Source organism: Corallococcus sp. CA049B (assembly GCF_003611685.1).
GTDB classification, from domain to species: Bacteria; Myxococcota; Myxococcia; order Myxococcales; family Myxococcaceae; genus Corallococcus; species Corallococcus coralloides.
In genome coordinates this window covers 19,103-35,736 of sequence record NZ_RAWC01000078.1, presented here as the reverse complement: position 1 = coordinate 35,736, position 16,634 = coordinate 19,103, and the positions used below count along the sequence as shown (strand labels likewise).

The 16,634-nt window shown below is 69.3% G+C and carries 14 protein-coding genes; 5 read left to right on the top strand and 9 right to left on the bottom strand.

Translation table 11 applies throughout. The features are described 5' to 3' along the window. A partial coding sequence (locus D7W82_RS18920) for a P1 family peptidase (protein WP_147439389.1) occupies window positions 1-1,256 on the bottom strand: 1,256 nt, incomplete at its 3' end. 65 nt (window positions 1,257-1,321) lie between these two features. Continuing rightward, on the bottom strand, window positions 1,322-1,972 hold the full coding sequence (locus D7W82_RS18915) for a TetR/AcrR family transcriptional regulator (RefSeq protein ID WP_120619684.1): 651 nt from the start codon (window positions 1,970-1,972) through the stop codon (window positions 1,322-1,324). 175 nt (window positions 1,973-2,147) lie between these two features. Here D7W82_RS18915 and D7W82_RS18910 point away from each other — a divergent pair, with 175 nt between their 5' ends. Further along, window positions 2,148-3,578, top strand: coding sequence for a carotenoid oxygenase family protein (locus D7W82_RS18910; protein WP_120619683.1), 1,431 nt, complete (start codon window positions 2,148-2,150; stop codon window positions 3,576-3,578). Between the two features lie 75 nt (window positions 3,579-3,653). Continuing rightward, on the top strand, window positions 3,654-4,937 hold the full coding sequence (locus D7W82_RS18905) for a phosphatidylserine/phosphatidylglycerophosphate/cardiolipin synthase family protein (RefSeq protein WP_120619682.1): 1,284 nt from the start codon (window positions 3,654-3,656) through the stop codon (window positions 4,935-4,937). A 63-nt stretch (window positions 4,938-5,000) separates the two neighbouring features. On the opposite strand, the gene D7W82_RS18900 is transcribed toward D7W82_RS18905, so the two are convergent. The 5 genes from D7W82_RS18900 to D7W82_RS18880 all read right to left on the bottom strand — a co-directional run bounded on the left by D7W82_RS18900 (window position 5,001) and on the right by D7W82_RS18880 (window position 9,683). Next, complete coding sequence (locus tag D7W82_RS18900; protein ID WP_120619681.1) at window positions 5,001-7,184, bottom strand: ATP-grasp domain-containing protein; 2,184 nt, start codon at window positions 7,182-7,184, stop codon at window positions 5,001-5,003. Continuing rightward, window positions 7,169-7,786 carry an RDD family protein gene (locus tag D7W82_RS18895; RefSeq protein WP_120619688.1) on the bottom strand — a complete coding sequence of 206 codons (618 nt, stop codon included), beginning with the start codon at window positions 7,784-7,786 and terminating at the stop codon, window positions 7,169-7,171. The genes D7W82_RS18900 and D7W82_RS18895 overlap by 16 nt, the downstream gene beginning before the upstream one ends. 23 nt (window positions 7,787-7,809) lie before the next feature. Further along, complete coding sequence (locus D7W82_RS18890) at window positions 7,810-8,199, bottom strand: hypothetical protein (protein WP_233587795.1); 390 nt, start codon at window positions 8,197-8,199, stop codon at window positions 7,810-7,812. Between the two features lie 242 nt (window positions 8,200-8,441). After that, entirely contained in the window at window positions 8,442-9,410 is a 969-nt protein-coding gene (hemB, locus tag D7W82_RS18885) for a porphobilinogen synthase (protein WP_120619679.1), read from the bottom strand. Window positions 9,411-9,473: 63 nt separating this feature from the next. Next, window positions 9,474-9,683 (bottom strand): hypothetical protein, encoded by a 210-nt coding sequence (locus D7W82_RS18880; RefSeq protein ID WP_120619678.1) that lies wholly within the window; start codon window positions 9,681-9,683, stop codon window positions 9,474-9,476. A gap of 384 nt (window positions 9,684-10,067) precedes the next feature. On the opposite strand from D7W82_RS18880, the gene D7W82_RS18875 reads away from it, so the two are divergent. The 3 genes from D7W82_RS18875 to D7W82_RS18865 are packed head-to-tail and all read left to right on the top strand — an operon-like array spanning window position 10,068 to window position 12,889. Beyond that, on the top strand, window positions 10,068-10,925 hold the full coding sequence (locus D7W82_RS18875) for an ABC transporter ATP-binding protein (protein ID WP_304988733.1): 858 nt from the start codon (window positions 10,068-10,070) through the stop codon (window positions 10,923-10,925). Further along, a complete protein-coding gene (locus D7W82_RS18870; RefSeq protein ID WP_014396658.1) occupies window positions 10,922-11,761 on the top strand; it encodes a hypothetical protein in 840 nt (279 codons plus the stop codon). Before D7W82_RS18875 ends, D7W82_RS18870 begins: the two co-directional genes overlap by 4 nt. Before the next feature lie 3 nt (window positions 11,762-11,764). Beyond that, window positions 11,765-12,889: a hypothetical protein gene (locus D7W82_RS18865; RefSeq protein ID WP_120619677.1), complete on the top strand. Its 1,125-nt coding sequence runs from the start codon at window positions 11,765-11,767 to the stop codon at window positions 12,887-12,889. A 49-nt stretch (window positions 12,890-12,938) separates the two neighbouring features. Here D7W82_RS18865 and D7W82_RS18860 read toward each other — a convergent pair whose 3' ends face one another. Then, entirely contained in the window at window positions 12,939-14,921 is a 1,983-nt protein-coding gene (locus tag D7W82_RS18860) for a hypothetical protein (RefSeq protein ID WP_120619676.1), read from the bottom strand. A gap of 671 nt (window positions 14,922-15,592) precedes the next feature. Further along, entirely contained in the window at window positions 15,593-16,567 is a 975-nt protein-coding gene (locus tag D7W82_RS18855; RefSeq protein WP_120619675.1) for a DUF6268 family outer membrane beta-barrel protein, read from the bottom strand. Between the last annotated feature and the right edge of the window lie 67 nt (window positions 16,568-16,634).

Below are 16,634 nucleotides of genomic sequence, written 5' to 3'. Positions count from 1 at the left end.
CCCTCCGCGCTGCGGACCCGGGTGGGCTGGGCGCTTCCCAGGGTCACATCCCCCTCCCGGTCCTCGTCGCTGGGGCGCTCCTTGGAGGCCGGCACGCTCGTCTGGTGGGGGCGCTTCTTCACCGAGGCGAAGATGGGGCGGCAGGCGTCCACGAAGCGGCGGACCTCGTCCAGGGGCAGCGCGGGCGAGTAGTTGTCGTTCACCCCCGTCATGGGCTCCGCCATGCACATGGCGTTGAGGATGGCCTCCTCCGTGGCCTCCATCACGGCCTCGTAGAGGGGGTCCAGGCGCTGATCCAGGAGGATCTTCATCTTGTAGACCATCTTCTGGGTGCGCCTGGGGATGATGTTCGCGGTGGAGAAGCCCACCACGATTTCACCCGAGCCGTGCGCCGCGTAGCTGCCCACCCGGCCGATGCCCAGGCCCACGCGCTTGCAGAGGCGGTTGATCTGATGGCTCAAGAGCGGCGCGTCCGTGGCGACCACCGCGATGATGGAGCCGTAGGACTTGCCGCGGTGGGGGGTGTTCTTGAACTTCTCCACCAGCACTTCGCCCACGGGCAGGCCGCCCACGCGCAGGTTGTGCATCTTCCCGAAGTTGGACATGACGAGCACGCCCAGCGTGTAGCCGCCCAGCACCTCCGGCAGCTTGCGCGACGACGTGCCGATGCCGCCCTTGAAGTCGCACGTCACCATGCCGGTGCCGCCGCCGACGTTGCCCTCCTGCACCGGGCCGGACTTCGCGTTGTTGATGGCGGCGAAGACGTGCTCCTGGCGCACGTGGCGGCCGGAGACGTCGTTGAGCCACGAGTCGTCGCACTCGCCCACCACGGGGATGATGACGTCGTGCTCGTCACCGATGCCCGGGTAGCGCTGGACCAGGTAGTTGGCCACGCCGTCCGACACGGCGCCCACCGCCATGGTGTTGGTGAGGAGGATGGGCGTTTCGATGAGGCCCCACTCCATGAGCTGCGTCATGCCGGAGACCTCGCCCGCGCCGTTGAGCACGAAGCCGCCCCCGCTCATGCGTTCCATGAAGATGTTGCCCAGGTTGGGCAGGATGGCCGTGACGCCCGTGCGCACCGGACCGTAGCCGGGGCGTAACGGCCCCGAGCCTTCGATGATGGTGGTGTGGCCCACCAGCACGCCTTCGACGTCGGTGATGGCGTTGTACTTCCCCGGCTTGAAGCGCCCCAGCGGAAGCCCCAGCTCCCGCGCCCGGACCCTTGGCCCATTCTCTTGCGGTATCCGCACCATGGCGCCGACCGTACCCGACAATCTCCGACGGTCAACCCTGCTTCCCTACCAACTGTCGCGAGGGTTCAGTCGCGTGCGGGCGGCCTCAGCCCCTCGACGAGCAGCCGCGTCTGCACGCGGGCGAGCGCCTCCGCGGCCTCCGCGCCCTGGGGCGACTCACCGAGCTGCCGATCCACGAACAGCGAGGCGAGCCCGTGCACGAGCGACCACGCGGTGAGCGTGAGGGGCCGCGACTCGCCGGGGCGCAGCAGGCCCGCGGCCTGTCCGGCCTCGATGCTGCTCACCAGGAGCGTGAAGGCGCCCTGCTCGCCTTCCGGCTCCGGGGGCGGTGACATGGGCCGGGTGAAGTGCGGGCCGAACATCACCCGGAAGTGCGGCGGGTGGCGCACGGCGAACAGCACGTAGGCCTCGCCCGCCGCGTACAGCCGCTCCAGGGGGCTGGTGTGAGGGGCCATGCGCTCGCGCATCTCGCGGGCCATGGCGCGGAAGCCCTCGTGCGCCACCGCCTCCAGCAGCGCCTCCTTGTCCGCGAAGTGCCGGTATGGCGCCGCGTGGGTGACGCCCGCCCGCCGGGCCACCTCCCGCAGGGACAGCGCGCCGAAGCCCTCCTCGGCGATGAGCGCCACCGCCGCGTCCACCAGCGCCTGGCGCAGGTCTCCGTGGTGGTAGCGACCCTTGTCCTCCGCCGCCTGCTTCCGCTTGCCCCGCGTCGCCACCGTCCGTGCCTCCTCATGCGCCTAGTGTCGCCTGAGCGACTTGACCATCCGCCGGTCGAAGTTGCCAGCGTCAACATCCATGTTGACGGCGACAACATGCAATGTTTACAGTGTCTACAATATGGGCGGCGCGGGGTCCCCTCGCGCCCTACGTTGCACTGGAAAGGGAGCCGTCATGACGACCGCGACGAAGCAGACGATGTCCTCCTCCGCGCCGGGCTGGCTGCGGGCGTTCCGCACGCTCCCCCGCCAGCACGGCTTCGAACCGCTGCGGGTGGAGGGCCAGGTGCCGGAGGGGCTGCGGGGCGCGCTGTACCGGGTGGGGCCGTGGACGTTCGACGTGCACGGCCGGCCGTACCAGCACTGGTTCGACGGGGACGGCGGGATGCTGGGCGTGCGCTTCGGCGCGGACGGGGTGACGGGCGCGTCGCGGCTGTTGGATACGCCCACCATGGTGGCGGAGCGCAAGGCGTCCTCGCAGCGCTACGGCGCGTACGGTACGCCCACGCCGCTGCTGCACAAGCTGCGCGACGTGCGCAAGAACTCCGCGAACACGTCCGTGATGGCGTGGAACGGCAAGCTGTACGCCCTCTTCGAAGGCAGCGTTCCGGTGAAGGTGTCCCAGGACGACCTGTCCACGCTGGGCGAGACGGACTTCGACGGCACGGTGGTGGAGACGTTCTCCGCGCACCCGCACCGCGTGCCGTCACGCAAGGCGTCCTACAACTTCGGCATCCGCTACGGCCGGGAGACGCTGGCGGACCTCTACGCGCTGCCTGACGGCGGCAAGGCCCAGAGGCTGGGCACGGTGAAGCTGCCTGGCGCGACCATGGTGCACGACTTCATCGCCACGGACCGCTACCTCGTCTTCTTCCTGTCACCGCTGCGCCTGAACCTCTTCCGCGCGCTGCTGCGGGTGGGTTCGTACTCGGAGAACCTGCGGTGGAAGCCGGAGGCGGGCGCGGACGTGCTGGTGGTGCCCATCGACGACGTGGCGCACCCGGTGCGCATCACCACGGACGCCTTCTACCTGTGGCACTTCGGCAACGCGTACGAGCAGGGCGACACGCTGGTGGTGGACTACGTGCGCTACCCCGACTTCACGACGAACCAGTGGCTGGGGGAGCTGGTGCGAGGCACCACGTCCCTGGACGCGAAGGGCATGCTGCACCGGGCGGTGGTCGACCTGAAGGCACGCACCTTCCGCACCGAGCAGCGCGCGGACATCAGCTGCGAGTTCCCCCGCGTGGCCCCCGGCGTCGTGGGCCGCTCGCACGAGACGCTCTATCTGGGCGTGCACCTCAGCGATGAAGCCCGGCGCGGCCTCTTCGACGGCGTGGCGCGCGTGGACATGGGCACGGGGCGCATGACGAAGGTCTCCCTGGGCGAGGGCACCTACCCCTCCGAGCCCGTCTTCGTCCCCCGCCCCGGCGGAAGCGCGGAGGACGACGGCTGGGTGCTGACGCAGGTGTTCGACGCGAAGACGGACACGTCCCACGTCGCCGTGCTGGACGCGCGCCACCTGGAGGACGGGCCCGTGGCGCGCTGCCACTTCGATCACGCCCTGCCGCCCACGTTCCACGGCGGCTTCGCGCCCGCGAAGTGACACTGACTCCCGCTTTCTCCGCTTTTCATACCATTTCAGCTTAAATGGTTGGAAACGGAGAAACGGAGGCAGGTCATGAAGCGGCTGTTGGCGGTGGCAGGACTGGTGGTGCTCGCGCTCACCGGGTGTCAGCCCGAGGCGCAGACGGATCCCAACCTGACGGAGCAGGCCCAGGGCGCGACGAACGTGCCCGGGCTCTACGCCGTCTTCAACCAGCCGGACAACACGGGCACGCGGGACTACCGCATCAAGGATGAGATTGCGCGGCTCATCCAGAACAGCCCCAAGGGCTCCTACATCCGCATCGCCATGTTCCTGTGGACGACGGACCACCTGAACGCGGCCCTCAAGGCGGCGCTGTGCCGGGGCGTCATCGTGCGGCTGGTGGTGGACGAGCAGAACGGCGGCGCCGCTTCGGAGTTCGCCTCCGGTGGCGTCATCCACGACCTGAGCAGCTACGTGCCCCCGGCGGCGACGTGCCCGGACGGCTTGAGGCTGGAGCTCACGCGGTGCAACGGCACGGGCGCGGGCAGCGCGTGCATCGCGGGCTTCGACCGCGAGGGCACCATCATGCACGACAAGATCTTCACCTTCTCCACCACCACGGATCCGCAGGGCAACCGCATCCAGCGCGTGGTGGTGCAGGGCTCCTGGAACAACACCTACTCCCAGAACAACTACTGGAACGACATGGTCGTCAGCTACGAGGACTGGGACTGGTACGACTACTGGGTCGGCTACCACAACGACCTGCGCGGCGGCACGAAGACGACTGACTACTACAACCCCACCACGGGCCAGGGTTACTACAGCTCCCCCAACGCGCCGTGGACCGCGTACTTCTTCCCTCGCGAGGGCAACGACAACGAGCTGTCCAGCGACACCGTGACGAACAACTTCACGGACTACATCAAGACGTACGTGTCGGGCTGCACGCTGGACGTGAACCAGAACCACTTCAACGACAGCCGCGCCATCGTGGCCACGGAGCTGGTGCGCATTGGCAAGCTGGGCTGCCGGGTGCGTGTGCTCTACACGGACATGGACGCGGGCATCAAAACGAAGCTCACCGGCGCGAAGAACATCACCCTGCGCCAGCTCTACGACGTCTCCGCCAACAACGTGAAGACGAGCGATGGCACGCCGCGCGAGGTGCTCACGCACAGCAAGCACTTCGTCTATTCCGGCAACTTCAACGGGACGGTGCGCAAGATGGTGCTGACGGGCTCGCACAACCTGTCCAAGAACTCGCTGCGCTACAACGACGAGAACCTGGTGAAGTTCTACTCGGACGCGCTGTGGCAGGCGTACCACGACAACTTCGAGAAGGGCTGGGCCCAGGCCCTCAACGACGGCTGAAATGAAACGGGGACGGCGCCTTTACGGGCACCGTCCCCTCCCCTGCCCCGCTTCAGCGGACGCTCAGGACTTGAGCTCCGGACGCGGCGCGGGCGTGTTCTCCGCGGGGGCCGACGCGTTGGCCCGCGCGTTCTGCTCTTCAATCCGCTGCACGACCTTGTTGAGCGGCGGCGCGTGCGCACCGGCCGGGTTCTCCGTCTGGGCCCGGCGTGCCTCGCGCTCCTTGTAGCGGCGGATGGCCGGCGCCATGATCTCGCCAATCAGCGTCCGGTAGTCCATGCCGGCGCCCGCCGCGATCAGCACCAGGTCGCTCCAGCCGGGCGTGAGGCCAGGCAGCGGGTTGCACTCGATGAAGTAGATGCGCCCCTTGTCGTCCATGCGGAAGTCGATGCGCGCCACGTCGCGGCACCCCAGCGCCATGAACGAGTTGCGCGCCGCCGTGCGCAGCTTCTCCAGCAGCGCGGGTTCGATCTTCGCGGGCGCGTCGTAGCGGATGCGGTCCGTCCAATCCAGCTTGTGCTGGAAGCTGTAGACCGGGTTCTTCTCCGCCTTGTCCAGGAAGACGATCTCCATGGGCGGCAGCACGCGCGGACGCCGCTCGCCCAACAGGCCCACCGTGAACTCACGGCCGCCGATGTACTCCTCAATCAGCGCGGGCTGCTGGTACTTGCCGGCGATCTCCTTCACCACGTCGCGCAGCTCCGCCTCGGAGTAGCAGACGCTCTTGGTGACGACGCCCTTGGAGCTGCCCTCCGCCACCGGCTTCACGATGAGCGGGAAGGTGGTGAACTCCTTGTTGAGGCGCTCCTTGCCCGTGACCATCAGCTGGAAGTTGGGCGTGAGGATGCCCGCCTGACGGACGATCTTCTTCGCCAGCGCCTTGTCCAGCGCGAGCGACAGCGTCGCGGGGTCGCTGCCCGTGTACGGGATGTCCAGCAGCTCCAGCATCGCCGGCACCTGGCTCTCGCGGTTGCGGCCCTTGAAGCCCTCCGCGATGTTGAAGACGATGTCCAACGGCGTGCTGGAGAGCACCGTGGGCAGCTCCGCCGTGGCCTCCAGGTCGATGACCTCGTGGCCCCAGGAGGCGATGGCCTCGCGGATGGCCTGGAGGGTGTTGGGCGAGTCGTACTCGGCCTCGCTGTCCTCCTGCACCGTCTCCGCCGTGGCGCTGGGCTTCACGCGCTTCACGTTGAAGCTGAAGCCCACGCGCAGCGGCCCGGACTTGCGCGCGGGCCTGCCCTGGCGGCTCTTGTTGTCTCGGATCTTGTGGCGCTTGCCCGCGCTCTGGATGATGGAGTTGATGACCCCGTCCAGGTGCAGCCCCTCCAGCTCCGCCGCGGCGTAGATGCCCGCGCCCGGCTCCAGGCTGGGCAGCGCGTTGATCTCCAGGAAGTACGGCACGCCCGCGTCGGACACGCGGAAGTCCAGCCGGCCCAGGTCGCGGCAGTCCAGCACCTGGAGGATCTTCTGCGCCATGGTGCGGACGTCCTCGGACATCTTCGCCGGGATGTTCGCGGGGGCGCGCACGGACACGGACTTCTCCCTGCGCGTCTTCAGCTCGTAGTCGTAGATGGCGTACTTGCGGCCCTGGGAGGCCTCCGGGTCGATGACGTACTCCACCGGCGCGAGCACGCCGTCGTAGTCGTTGTCCACCGCGGCCAGGAACGGCACCGTGAGGTCGCGCCCGCTGATGTACTCCTCCACCAGCACGCCGGCCGGGTACTTCTCCAGCGCCTTCGCCACCTTCTCGCGCACCTGCTCCAGCGTCTCCGCGACGGAGTCCTGGGTGATGCCCTTGGAGGAGCCCTCGAAGTTGGGCTTCACGATGACGGGGAAGCGCAGGTTCTCCGCCTGCAGCTCGTTGAGCTTCTCCACGTACTGCCAGCCCGGCGTGCGGATGCCGTGCTTGGAGAGGATGAGCTTGGTGAGCTGCTTGTCCAGCGTGAGCGCCAGCGCGTACGCGTCCGAGCCCGTGTACGCGAAGCCCAGCTCGTCGAAGAGCGCCGGGTAGAACGCCTCACGGAAGCGGCCGCGGCGGCCCTCCGCCGTGTTGAAGATGAGGTCCGGGCTGTACGCCTCCAGGCGGGCGACGGTGCGCGACGCGGGGCCGCTCACCTCGAAGCGCTCCAGGCGGTGGCCCAGCCGCTCGATGGCTCCCGCCAGCGTGTTCACCGTCTCCTGGGTGTCGAACTCCGCCTCTTCTTCCGAGTCCGAAAGCCGCAGGTTGTAGGTCAGCGCGATGCGCATGGCTTACCCCGTCTCCCTTTCCTGAACGCCTTGCCGCGGCGCACCTTCGCCGCGGACATCAACCGTCCGGGAGCGCGCGTGGCGCCCACCGGCGTGCGGGCTGCAACCGTCGCGCCCGCGACAACCTTCCCGTCCACCACCTGCGTCTGCGCCCAGGTGTCCCCCAGCCGCAGGCCCAGCGGGTCGCGCAGCACGCGCCACGCCTCCACGCCGCCCATCACCACGAAGCCCGCCAGGGCGGCCACCACGCCATGCGGCGCGGGCATCATCCCCAGCAGCACCACCAGCGCGAGCGGCGCGTTGCGCAGCGTGCTGTCGCGGTGCCGCGCGGCCGAGCGCGTGGGCAGGTGCATCACCTTCACGCCGCAGATGCGCTTGCCCACGCTCTGCCCCTGGAGCATCCCGTCCGCGAGCAGGAGGAACAGCAGCGCCACCACCGCGCCCGCCGCGCCGCACACCACGTACAGGCCCCAGGCCACCGCGCAGTCCACCACGCGCGCGCCCAGCCGCAGGAGCAGCGACGCCTTCGGGTACGGCGAGTCCGGCCCCGCGTCCTCCTGCACCAGCCGCAGCACGCGGCCCGCGCTCCGGCCTTCCGCCATGAGGCTGCGTTCGGGGGAGGTGCTCACTCCTCGGGCTCCAGCGTGAGCCCCTCTTCGGTGGGCTCCGGCTCATCCAACCCCGCCAGCTTCGCCAGCCGCTCATGCGCGGACAGCGGGTGGACGAAGGGCACCACCGTCTGCGCGTGCTCCCCGGCCGCCTCCGCCGCCAGCTGCGCCGTGGGGCTGCCCGTTTCGGACATGCGCAGCAGCTTCTGCCGCGCGTCGTCCTCGTCGTGCCGCGCGGCCTCGCCTTCGCGGGTGAAGAAGACGAAGGCCATGGCCGGGCGCTTGGAGGACTCGCGCATCGCGAACTGCACGCCGTCCAGGTTCCAACCCCTGGCCGTCCACTCATTCAAGGTGCGCTCCAGCGCGCCCTCGTCCACGGTGGACAGCTCCACCACTTTGTACTGCAACGGCCCGGGCTCTCGGATGACGGGAGCGCGGCCCTTCCCGGGGCGCTGGCCCGACCTGGAGCGCGGCGCGGGGCTCTTGCGGGCCGTCCGAGCCTGGGGCGACGTCGCGCCACGTCTGGGCGGAGGCTTCTCGGTTCTGCGTCCGGGCCGCTTCTTCTGGGTGGGCATCGTGTGCGGAGCATTTGGGCGCAAGCGGCGGAAGCGATCAAGCCTTCCGCCGAACACGCGCGCCCGGGTGTCGCCTACAGGAGCTTGGCCGCTTCCAGGGCGTGGTAGGTGATGACCAGGTCGGCGCCCGCGCGCTTGATGGATGTGAGGACCTCCAACATCACGCGCTCGTAGTCCACCCAGCCGTTCTGCCCGGCGGCCTTGAGCATCGCGTACTCGCCGGAGACGTTGTACGCGGCGAGCGGCAGGTCGAAGTTCTCCCGCAGCGCGCGGATGACGTCCAGGTACGACAGCGCCGGCTTCACCATGATGAAGTCCGCGCCTTCGTCCACGTCCAGCGCCGTCTCGCGGACGGCCTCGCGCACGTTGCCGGGGTCCATCTGGTAGCCGCGGCGGTCGCCGAACTGCGGCGTGCTCTGCGCGGCCTCACGGAACGGGCCGTAGAAGCCGGAGGCGTACTTCGCCGAGTACGCCATGATGGGCGTGTCCTGGTGCTTCACCTCGTCCAGCGCCTTGCGGATGGCGCCGATGCGGCCGTCCATCATGTCCGACGGCGCGATGATGTCCGCGCCCGCCTGCGCGCAGGTGACGGCCATCTGGGCCAGCAAGGGCAGCGTGGCGTCGTTGGCCACGTGGTTGCCGTCCAGCACGCCGCAGTGGCCGTGGTCGGTGTACTCGCAGAGGCACACGTCCGCGATGACCTGGAGGTCCGGCTCCGCGGCCTTGATCTCCCGGATGGCGCGCTGGACGATTCCGTCCGTCGCGTATGCCTGGGTGCCGCGCGCGTCCTTGTGGTCCGGGATGCCGAAGAGGATGACGGAGGGCACGCCCAGCGACTTCGCGAGCTTCGCCTCCTTCACCGCGTGCTCCAACGACAGGTTGAAGATGCCCGGCATGGAGGAGATGGGACGGCGCACGTCCCGGCCTTCCACGACGAACAGCGGGTAGATGAAGTCCGTGGGCGAGAGGCGCGTCTCTCTCACCATGTCACGGAGGGCCGCCGAGCGGCGCAGCCTGCGGGGACGGTGGACGGGGTGGGCCATGGGTCGCCGGTATAAACCGCCGGGCCCCGCGCTTCACCCCTTCCGCGTCGCGAATCCGCCTGCTCAGCCGGCGACGGGGCGCCAGGTCAGCTGCTGGCGGCGGGAGTCGCGCGCCATGCGGTCGGCCCTCCGCCCGGCCAGGTCCGCCTCGTACAGCGCCCGGGCGTAGCGCACCCGCGCCGCCTCGGTCCCGGTGGCCAGCTCCCGCTCGGCGGCCTCCAGCTCACGGCGCGCGTCCTGAAGCTGCTGCTCGGTCCCGTTTGCCCACGTCATGCCAGTGTCTCCTGTGTGATGGGTCCGCGGGGGTTGGCGTTCAGGTCCCGCGGGTCACGGACAGGCATTGCAGGGGCTGGACCAGGGGCACCGTTGGAACCCCCAGGAGTGCAACGCCCGGGAATGACGAGGTGTCGCGTCGCGCCACGCGCGCTCCGGGTGCGCAAGGCGGTTCTCATTGGCGCGAACAGGGGAACGCGGAGGGAAACCCGCATGCAGGGCCGCCCGTCCCTCCCCCGGGTTCCATGCGGGTGCAATCATCCGCCCAGCGGGTCGTCTACAGTCATGACCGTGACGACTCCTCCTCCCGCCCTTGAAGTGCAGGGCCTGCGAAAAACGTATCGCCGAGCGTTCGGACGCGGCGGCCATGAGGCCCTCCGGGGCATGGACCTCCACGTCCCGGCGGGCAGCGCGTTCGGGCTGATTGGCCCCAACGGCGCGGGCAAGACGACCTTCATCAAGAGCGTGCTCGGCATCGTGCGGCCCACCGCGGGCACGGTGCGGGTGCTGGGCGGATCGCCGGAGGATCCCGCCATCCGCGCGCGCATCGGCTACCTGCCGGAGCGGCTGCACCTGCCCGGCACGTGGAAGTCGCCCGCGTTCCTGGCCACCGTGGCGCGGCTCAAGGGGCTCAAGGTCGACGCGGGCGCGCACGCGCGGCTCCTGGAGCGCGTGGGCCTGTCGGACGCGGTGGACCGGCGCATCGGCGGCTACTCCAAGGGAATGCGGCAGCGGCTGGGGCTGGCGGCGGCGCTGTTGGGGGATCCGGCGCTGCTCGTGCTGGACGAGCCCACGGACGGCATCGATCCCATGGGCCGGCTGGAGGTGCGCCGCATCCTCCAGGAGGAGGTCCAGAAGGGCGTGACGCTGTTCCTCAACTCGCACCTCCTGGCGGAGACGGAGCGCGTGTGCGACCGCGTGGCCATCCTCGCGGACGGGCGCGTGCTGCGCGAGGGACGGCTGGAGGAGTTGGCGAAGGCCGGGGCCCGCTGGCGCGTGCGCTTCGCGCCCGGCGCGGACCGGGCGGCGCTGGACGCGGCGGGCTTCATGGCCGTGGCGCCCGCGGGCGGTGGCCGAGAGGACGGCGTGTACACGGTGGACGCGGAGGACGTGGCGGTGCTCAACGCGGCGTTGGATCGGGCGCGGGCCTCGGGCGCGCTGCTGATGGAGCTCAAGCGCGAGGGCGCGGACCTGGAGGCGGTGCTCGTGGGCGCCGTGGGCGGGCCGGGGGTGGCGGCATGAAGAGCCCTGTCTTCGTCATCGCCGGCTACGTGCTGCGCGAGGCGGCGTCGCGCAAGTTCATCATGGCCTTCATGGTGGGGCTCACGCTGGTGCTGGCCACCGTGGCGCTCAGCCTCAAGCTGGAGGTCGTGGACGGAGCGCTCGCGGCGACGCGCCTGTTCGGCGAGGTGATGCGCTCCAACATCATGTCCGTGGACGTGGCGCTGCGGCCCATGTACCGCGCGGCGGCGTACCTGGTGTTCTACGGCGGCATCCTCTTCGGCATCGTCGCGTGCTCGGACTTCGCGCCGGGGCTCCTGTCGCCCGGCCGCATCGAGCACCTGCTCGCCCTGCCCTTGCAGCGCTGGCACCTCTTGGCCGGCACGTTCGTGGGGGTGATGACGCTGGCCCTGGGCGGCACGGTGTACGCCGCGGGCGGGCTGACGCTCATCTTCGGGGTGAAGACGGGGTACTGGACGGTGGGGCCTCTCATCGCCGGGGGGCTGGCGTGCGTGGGGTTCGCGGCGGTGTACGCGGTGATGCTCACCACGGCGACGCTGGTGAGGAGCGCGGCGCTGTGCTCGGCTGCGGGCTTCGTGCTGCTGGTGGGCGGCATCCTGGCGGGCTTCCGCGCGGACGTGTCGCGCTACCTGGAGTCGGGCTTCGGCCGCACGGCGTTCGACGCGGTGACGCTGGTGCTGCCCCGGCTGTCCGCGCTGGCGTCGCGCGCGGCGGACCTGGCCAGCTCCACGCCACTGGAGAAGGGTTCGCTGGGCATGCTGCTGGGCGGCGTGCTGGTGTTCGGGTTGGGGGCCCTCTCCGTGGGCTTCTGGCACTTCGAGGGAAAGGACTGCTGAACCATGGATTCGCGCGGACGCAGGAGGGTGTGGCTGGTGGGGGCGCTGCTGTTGTTCGCCGGGGGCGCGGTCCTGATGTTCACGGGCCAGGGCGACAAGCCGGCCGGGGAAGCTCCGGACGTGGAGTTCCCCCGGCGCATGCGGGGCCCGGACCTGGAGCGCGCGGAGAAGCGGCGCACGTGGGTGATGCCCGCCGTGGTGGACGCGGGCGTGGCCGCGCCGGTGAAGCCGAGGGATCCGCTGCTCGCGGCGCTGCCCCGCGGCCCGGGCCGCACGGCGGTGGTCATCGAGGCGAACGCGCTCCGCTACTCGCCCGTGGGCGAGCTGCTCATGGACTGCCTCTTGCGCGACGGCGGCAAGAACCTGGAGCAGTTCAAGGCGATGAGCGGCGTGGATCCGCTCCAGGACCTGGACCGGCTGGTCGTCACCGACGAGGGCGTCATCCTCTCCGGCGACTTCAGCAAGGCGAAGTACCAGGAGCTGCTGGGAGAGCGCGTGTCCTCTGACTACGGCGCGGGCGCGCGCGTGTACGAGCCGGGGGACACGACCTTCGCCCTGCCGGACGGAGGCACGCGGCGCGGGCGCATGGACACCTCGGTGGGCACCTGGAACAACCAGATGCTGGTGTTCGGCAAGTCGCCGGACTCCGTGAAGACGGTGTTGGACCGGATGGACGGGCGCGGCCAGGAGGAAGGGCCGCCGCTCTTGGATGAGAACAGCACCTACGGCGAGATGTACGGCGTGCTGGCGGTGGAGACCCTGGCGAAGCTGCTGGGCCCGGATCAGGCGGAGCTGGCGCAACGGCTGACGGACGTGGCCCAGAACGTGGAGCTGCACCTGGACACCAGCGGCGACGTGGCCATGGTGGCCAACGTGACGGGCCTGGAAGCGGACAAGATGACGGACCTGGGCAAGTCCCTGGGCGGCGCGCTGTCCATGGCGCGCATGAAGGCGCAGGCGGACGGCAAGGACGACCTGGCCCAGTTGCTGGACTTCGCGAAGGTCCGGCCGGACGGCTCGTCCTTCAAGCTGGAGCTGGCCGTGCCGCTGGCCACCCTCCAGGAGCAGCTCGCCTGGTGCCGCCAGGAGCGCCAGGCCGCCGAGCAGCGCGGCTCCTCCACCCCGTGACAGCGGACCGGGGAGCGGCGACGTCCCGCTCCCCGGGGCAAGCGGTGCTTCAGTTGCTCATCGTGTAGCGGTCACCGGCGAGCACCGTGGTGCTCACACCCCGCTCCGGCACGTTGACGGTGTACTGGCCACGGAAGAGCTGGAAGGTGCGGTTGCCCGGCTGCGGGATGCCATTCTGGGCCGACCAGAACGTGGGCCCCAGGTTGCTCGCGCTGTCGCGGTACCACGCGATGGAGCCCACCTCGTCGCTGATCTCCAGGTAGTAGCGGCCGGGCTTCATGGACGCGAAGTTCATCGGAACGTCCGAGTTGTCCACCACGTTCTTGAAGGTCTGCTTCGCCATCAGCTTCCAGCCCTCGCCGTTGTCGCGGAAGAGCTTCGCGGTGAAGCCCGACGTGCTGGTGACGTAGGTGCCGATGCGCAGCGTGGCCCGGTCGAAGGGCTGGGCGGCGTCGAAGACCTGTCCCAGCGTGCCGTTCAGCGCGTCCGGTACGCTCACCCCCGTCTGGCTGAGCAGCACGGTCTGCGGGGCCTGCACGGCGCGGAAGTTGAAGTCCCCGGCCAGCAGCGTGCCCCCCTGGATGGCAGTGCCAAACACGGTGGAGTTCGGGTCACGCCACCACGCCAGTCGGCTGGAGGGGGCCCGCATCGTCAAGCGGTAGCGCCAGTTGTTCGCGGGCTGCGGCGGCACGGCCATATACACCCACGCGTTGTTATGAACCCCGGACAGACGGCGCGTCACGATGGGCGCCCAGATCAAACCGTTGTCGCTGGAGGACTCCAGCGACAGGTCGAACTCCACGCCACTGTCCACATCGTAGCTGCCCACGCGCACGCCTACTTCATTGAAGGCAGCCATCGGGAAGAACGACTGGGTCAGCACGGCGGTGCCGACTTCGGTCGCGACGTCCAGGGAGGAGTCTTCACGGTCCTGCTGCGCGACCGCCTCGCCCCGGATCACCTGGATGCTCCGGAGCGTGCCCCGGTAGTCCACGTCAGCCACCGAGGCGTGAAGCAGCGCCGTGGGCATTTCCGGCTTCACGTGCAGGCCCTGCAGGTCCGCGCTCACGCCCATGAAGCCATAGAGCAGTGGCAGGACGCTCAACCCAGACTCTGAAAACTCACCGCTGGTGCCAATCTCATTCTTGTACTCATTGAAATCGTTCATGTCGCGGAAACTGCCCGCGACATGCCAGGGCATGGTCGGAACGTCGAAGGCGAGACGGCGCGAGTCCCGCGTCATCCGGGTCAGCATCTGCTGGAACCGGGGCATCGCATCGTCCGCGTGGCGGTAACGCAGCCGCGCCATGATGTCGTAGTACGACAGCCACAAGAACGTGCCACCGTTCTGGAAATGCGAGCCGTAGATCAGGGGCAGCCCTCCACTGGGGCTCGTCGACTGGTCGGGGTTCGACCAGGGATCCCACTCGTCGCTCGTGAGCGGCAACGTGTTGGCCCGCGGAGAGGAGACGTGCTGGTACACGGACGTGTTGTTGAAGGTTGCGCCCCCCTGGGTCGGCGCGGCGGGGGAATCCAGCCATTCGAGGACCCGGTCGGCGTCCGCGGGTGATGGGAGCCCGCGCACCAAGGCCGGCAGGTTGACGTAGGTGAAACCCGCGTCGTGGAGGTCCCCGTTCACGTCACGCCAGCCGGCGTACCGGGTCCCCGTCCAGAGGCCCGCGCGGTACTGCGCCGGAAAGGCGTTGGCGCGGTTGTGATAGGCCAGGGCCTTGACGGTGTTGCCCGCCGCGGTCTCCAGGTCCTCCATGGCCCGGAGTGCCGAGTAGAAGGACGCATTCACCCAGCCATCCTCGTGGCCCGAGCGGACCTGATCCATGTACGTGCTGGGGCGCCCGTTCGCGGTGCCATCGTTGTCGGTCCCCGGCATCACCAGCAGGCCGGAGGCGCCCTGCATGGTTCCCAGCAGGTAGGAGTCCATGACGACCTCCGCGCGGGGCAGCATCAGATTCAGGAAGTCCGCGTCCCGCGTCCACAGGTACATGAGGTGGATGCCATTGATGTACGCCGGCACCTGATCGAAGTGGAAGGAGCGCGTGCATGCATGGATGTCCCAGCAACGCTCAGGAAGTGGCTTATCTGGATCAAAATCCAGACAATCGTCCGGCCAGCGCTCATTCAGTTTCCACGACCAGACGAACCCTGTCGGCTGATCCACCGGCGTGCTGGGGCCTGGAAGATACACCCCGTTGACTTTCGTCTCTTCAAGAAACCCTCTCACCCTGGTTCGGGCGCCGTAGTCATTGGTCCAGGCGAACTTGAGCGCGTCCCATTCGTTCCATGGGCTGTTATCGCCATAGGAATCATTGCTCATGTTGCCTGGGTTGATCGTAGTCCCGGTCAGGTGCCAGCCCAGGCCGTAGATGTTCCAGAACTGGTTGGCTGGAAGCGTGAGGGAAGTCCGCGACGACGTCTGGAAGGGGTCGGTCGCGAAGGCGGCCGGGGTCACCGCGAGGCTCGCGGTCAGGACAAAGGGTGCAGCACGCTTCATGGGGAGTCCTTCATGGGGAAAGAGACCGAACCGCGGGTGAGTTCTCGCGCGACGGTCCCGAGCTGGCTGATATCAAGGTCCATGCCAGCTCAAGGCTGGACGTATCACCATCCGTGGCCAGCAAGGGGCCTGCGTCCACGCCTCGGGACGCAAGTCCAACGCGGAGACGGTGCGTCCACCCCGCTACGCGAGGCTCAGGGCGCCGGGCGCGGGCGCTTCGCCTTCGCCTGGGGCCGCTGCGGGCGCCAGCCCAGGACGACGCGGCCATACAGCGCGGGCCCCATGTCCAGCCCGCGCACGTTGAGGCTTTCGCGCTCGCGGTCCAGCAGCGCGTAGTCGTTGATCAACGACAGGCCCACGGACGAGCTCAGCCACAGGTCGCGGCCCAGGTGGACGTTCACGGTGGGGCCCACGCGGACCTGCGTCTCGCGCAGGTAGCTGGCGTTCAGCGCCCGGAGCTCCGGGTCGAAGCGGGTGCGGAGCACCTGCAGGTCCAGCGCTCCCACCAGCCCCAGCTCCACCGTGTCGCCCAGCTTGCGCAGCAGCGTGAGCCGGGGCAGGCCCACCTCCAACACGTACGGGCCCCGGTTGTAGGTCAGGCTCAGCATGGGAATCACCGGCAGCATGTCGAACGGCCACAGCACGACCACTCCGAAGGTCACCCCGAGCCCCGGCGTGTCCTCGAACTGGTGGTTGACCATCGCGAACGCCACCCACGATGTGTCCAGCGCCAGGTCGAAGGAGGAGTTGAAGTCCGTGCGGGTGCTGGCCATCACGCCCGTGACGACCAGCCAACGCGGCGCCACGGGCCGGATGAGCGTGAGCCCCAGCTGGATGCGGTGGAACTGACGATCCACCGCGTCATCGCCCACGGCGGGCACGTCCGCGCCCATCCACCGCGTCTCGTAGCCCACCGACGGCAACAGGTACGTGCGCCCCAATACGAGCGGCGGCAGCGGCACGCGCAGCTCCAGGGTCCGCCGCTCCTTGATGCGGGCACCTCCCGCGTCCAGCGAGCCTCCGCCGGAGAGGCCGTAGCTCAGGTAGAGCCGTTCCGCCTGTGTCTGGGCCTGCGCGCTGGAGCCCAGCAGCAACACCGCCACGACCCAGCAGCCCAGGACCGGCGACAGGAGTCGCCATTGCACGGCGCGGCGGAAGTCCACGCGCATCACACCCTGCCTTCACGAGACGGGGCGGCCGGTCCCGGCCCCGAAGCCGGGGAGTCTACCCTGCCCC

What these genes read in the sequence shown, in the direction of transcription:
- D7W82_RS18910 (WP_120619683.1), top strand. Translation starts at nt 2,148, where the DNA reads ATGACGACCGCGACGAAGCAGACGATGTCCTCCTCCGCGCCGGGCTGG.
- D7W82_RS18905 (WP_120619682.1), top strand. Translation starts at nt 3,654, where the DNA reads ATGAAGCGGCTGTTGGCGGTGGCAGGACTGGTGGTGCTCGCGCTCACC.
- D7W82_RS18900 (WP_120619681.1), bottom strand. Translation starts at nt 7,184, where the DNA reads ATGCGCATCGCGCTGACCTACAACCTGCGGCTTTCGGACTCGGAAGAA.
- D7W82_RS18895 (WP_120619688.1), bottom strand. Translation starts at nt 7,786, where the DNA reads ATGGCGGAAGGCCGGAGCGCGGGCCGCGTGCTGCGGCTGGTGCAGGAG.
- hemB (WP_120619679.1), bottom strand. Translation starts at nt 9,410, where the DNA reads ATGGCCCACCCCGTCCACCGTCCCCGCAGGCTGCGCCGCTCGGCGGCC.
- D7W82_RS18880 (WP_120619678.1), bottom strand. Translation starts at nt 9,683, where the DNA reads ATGACGTGGGCAAACGGGACCGAGCAGCAGCTTCAGGACGCGCGCCGT.
- D7W82_RS18875 (WP_304988733.1), top strand. Translation starts at nt 10,068, where the DNA reads ATGGACCTCCACGTCCCGGCGGGCAGCGCGTTCGGGCTGATTGGCCCC.
- D7W82_RS18870 (WP_014396658.1), top strand. Translation starts at nt 10,922, where the DNA reads ATGAAGAGCCCTGTCTTCGTCATCGCCGGCTACGTGCTGCGCGAGGCG.
- D7W82_RS18865 (WP_120619677.1), top strand. Translation starts at nt 11,765, where the DNA reads ATGGATTCGCGCGGACGCAGGAGGGTGTGGCTGGTGGGGGCGCTGCTG.
- D7W82_RS18855 (WP_120619675.1), bottom strand. Translation starts at nt 16,567, where the DNA reads ATGCGCGTGGACTTCCGCCGCGCCGTGCAATGGCGACTCCTGTCGCCG.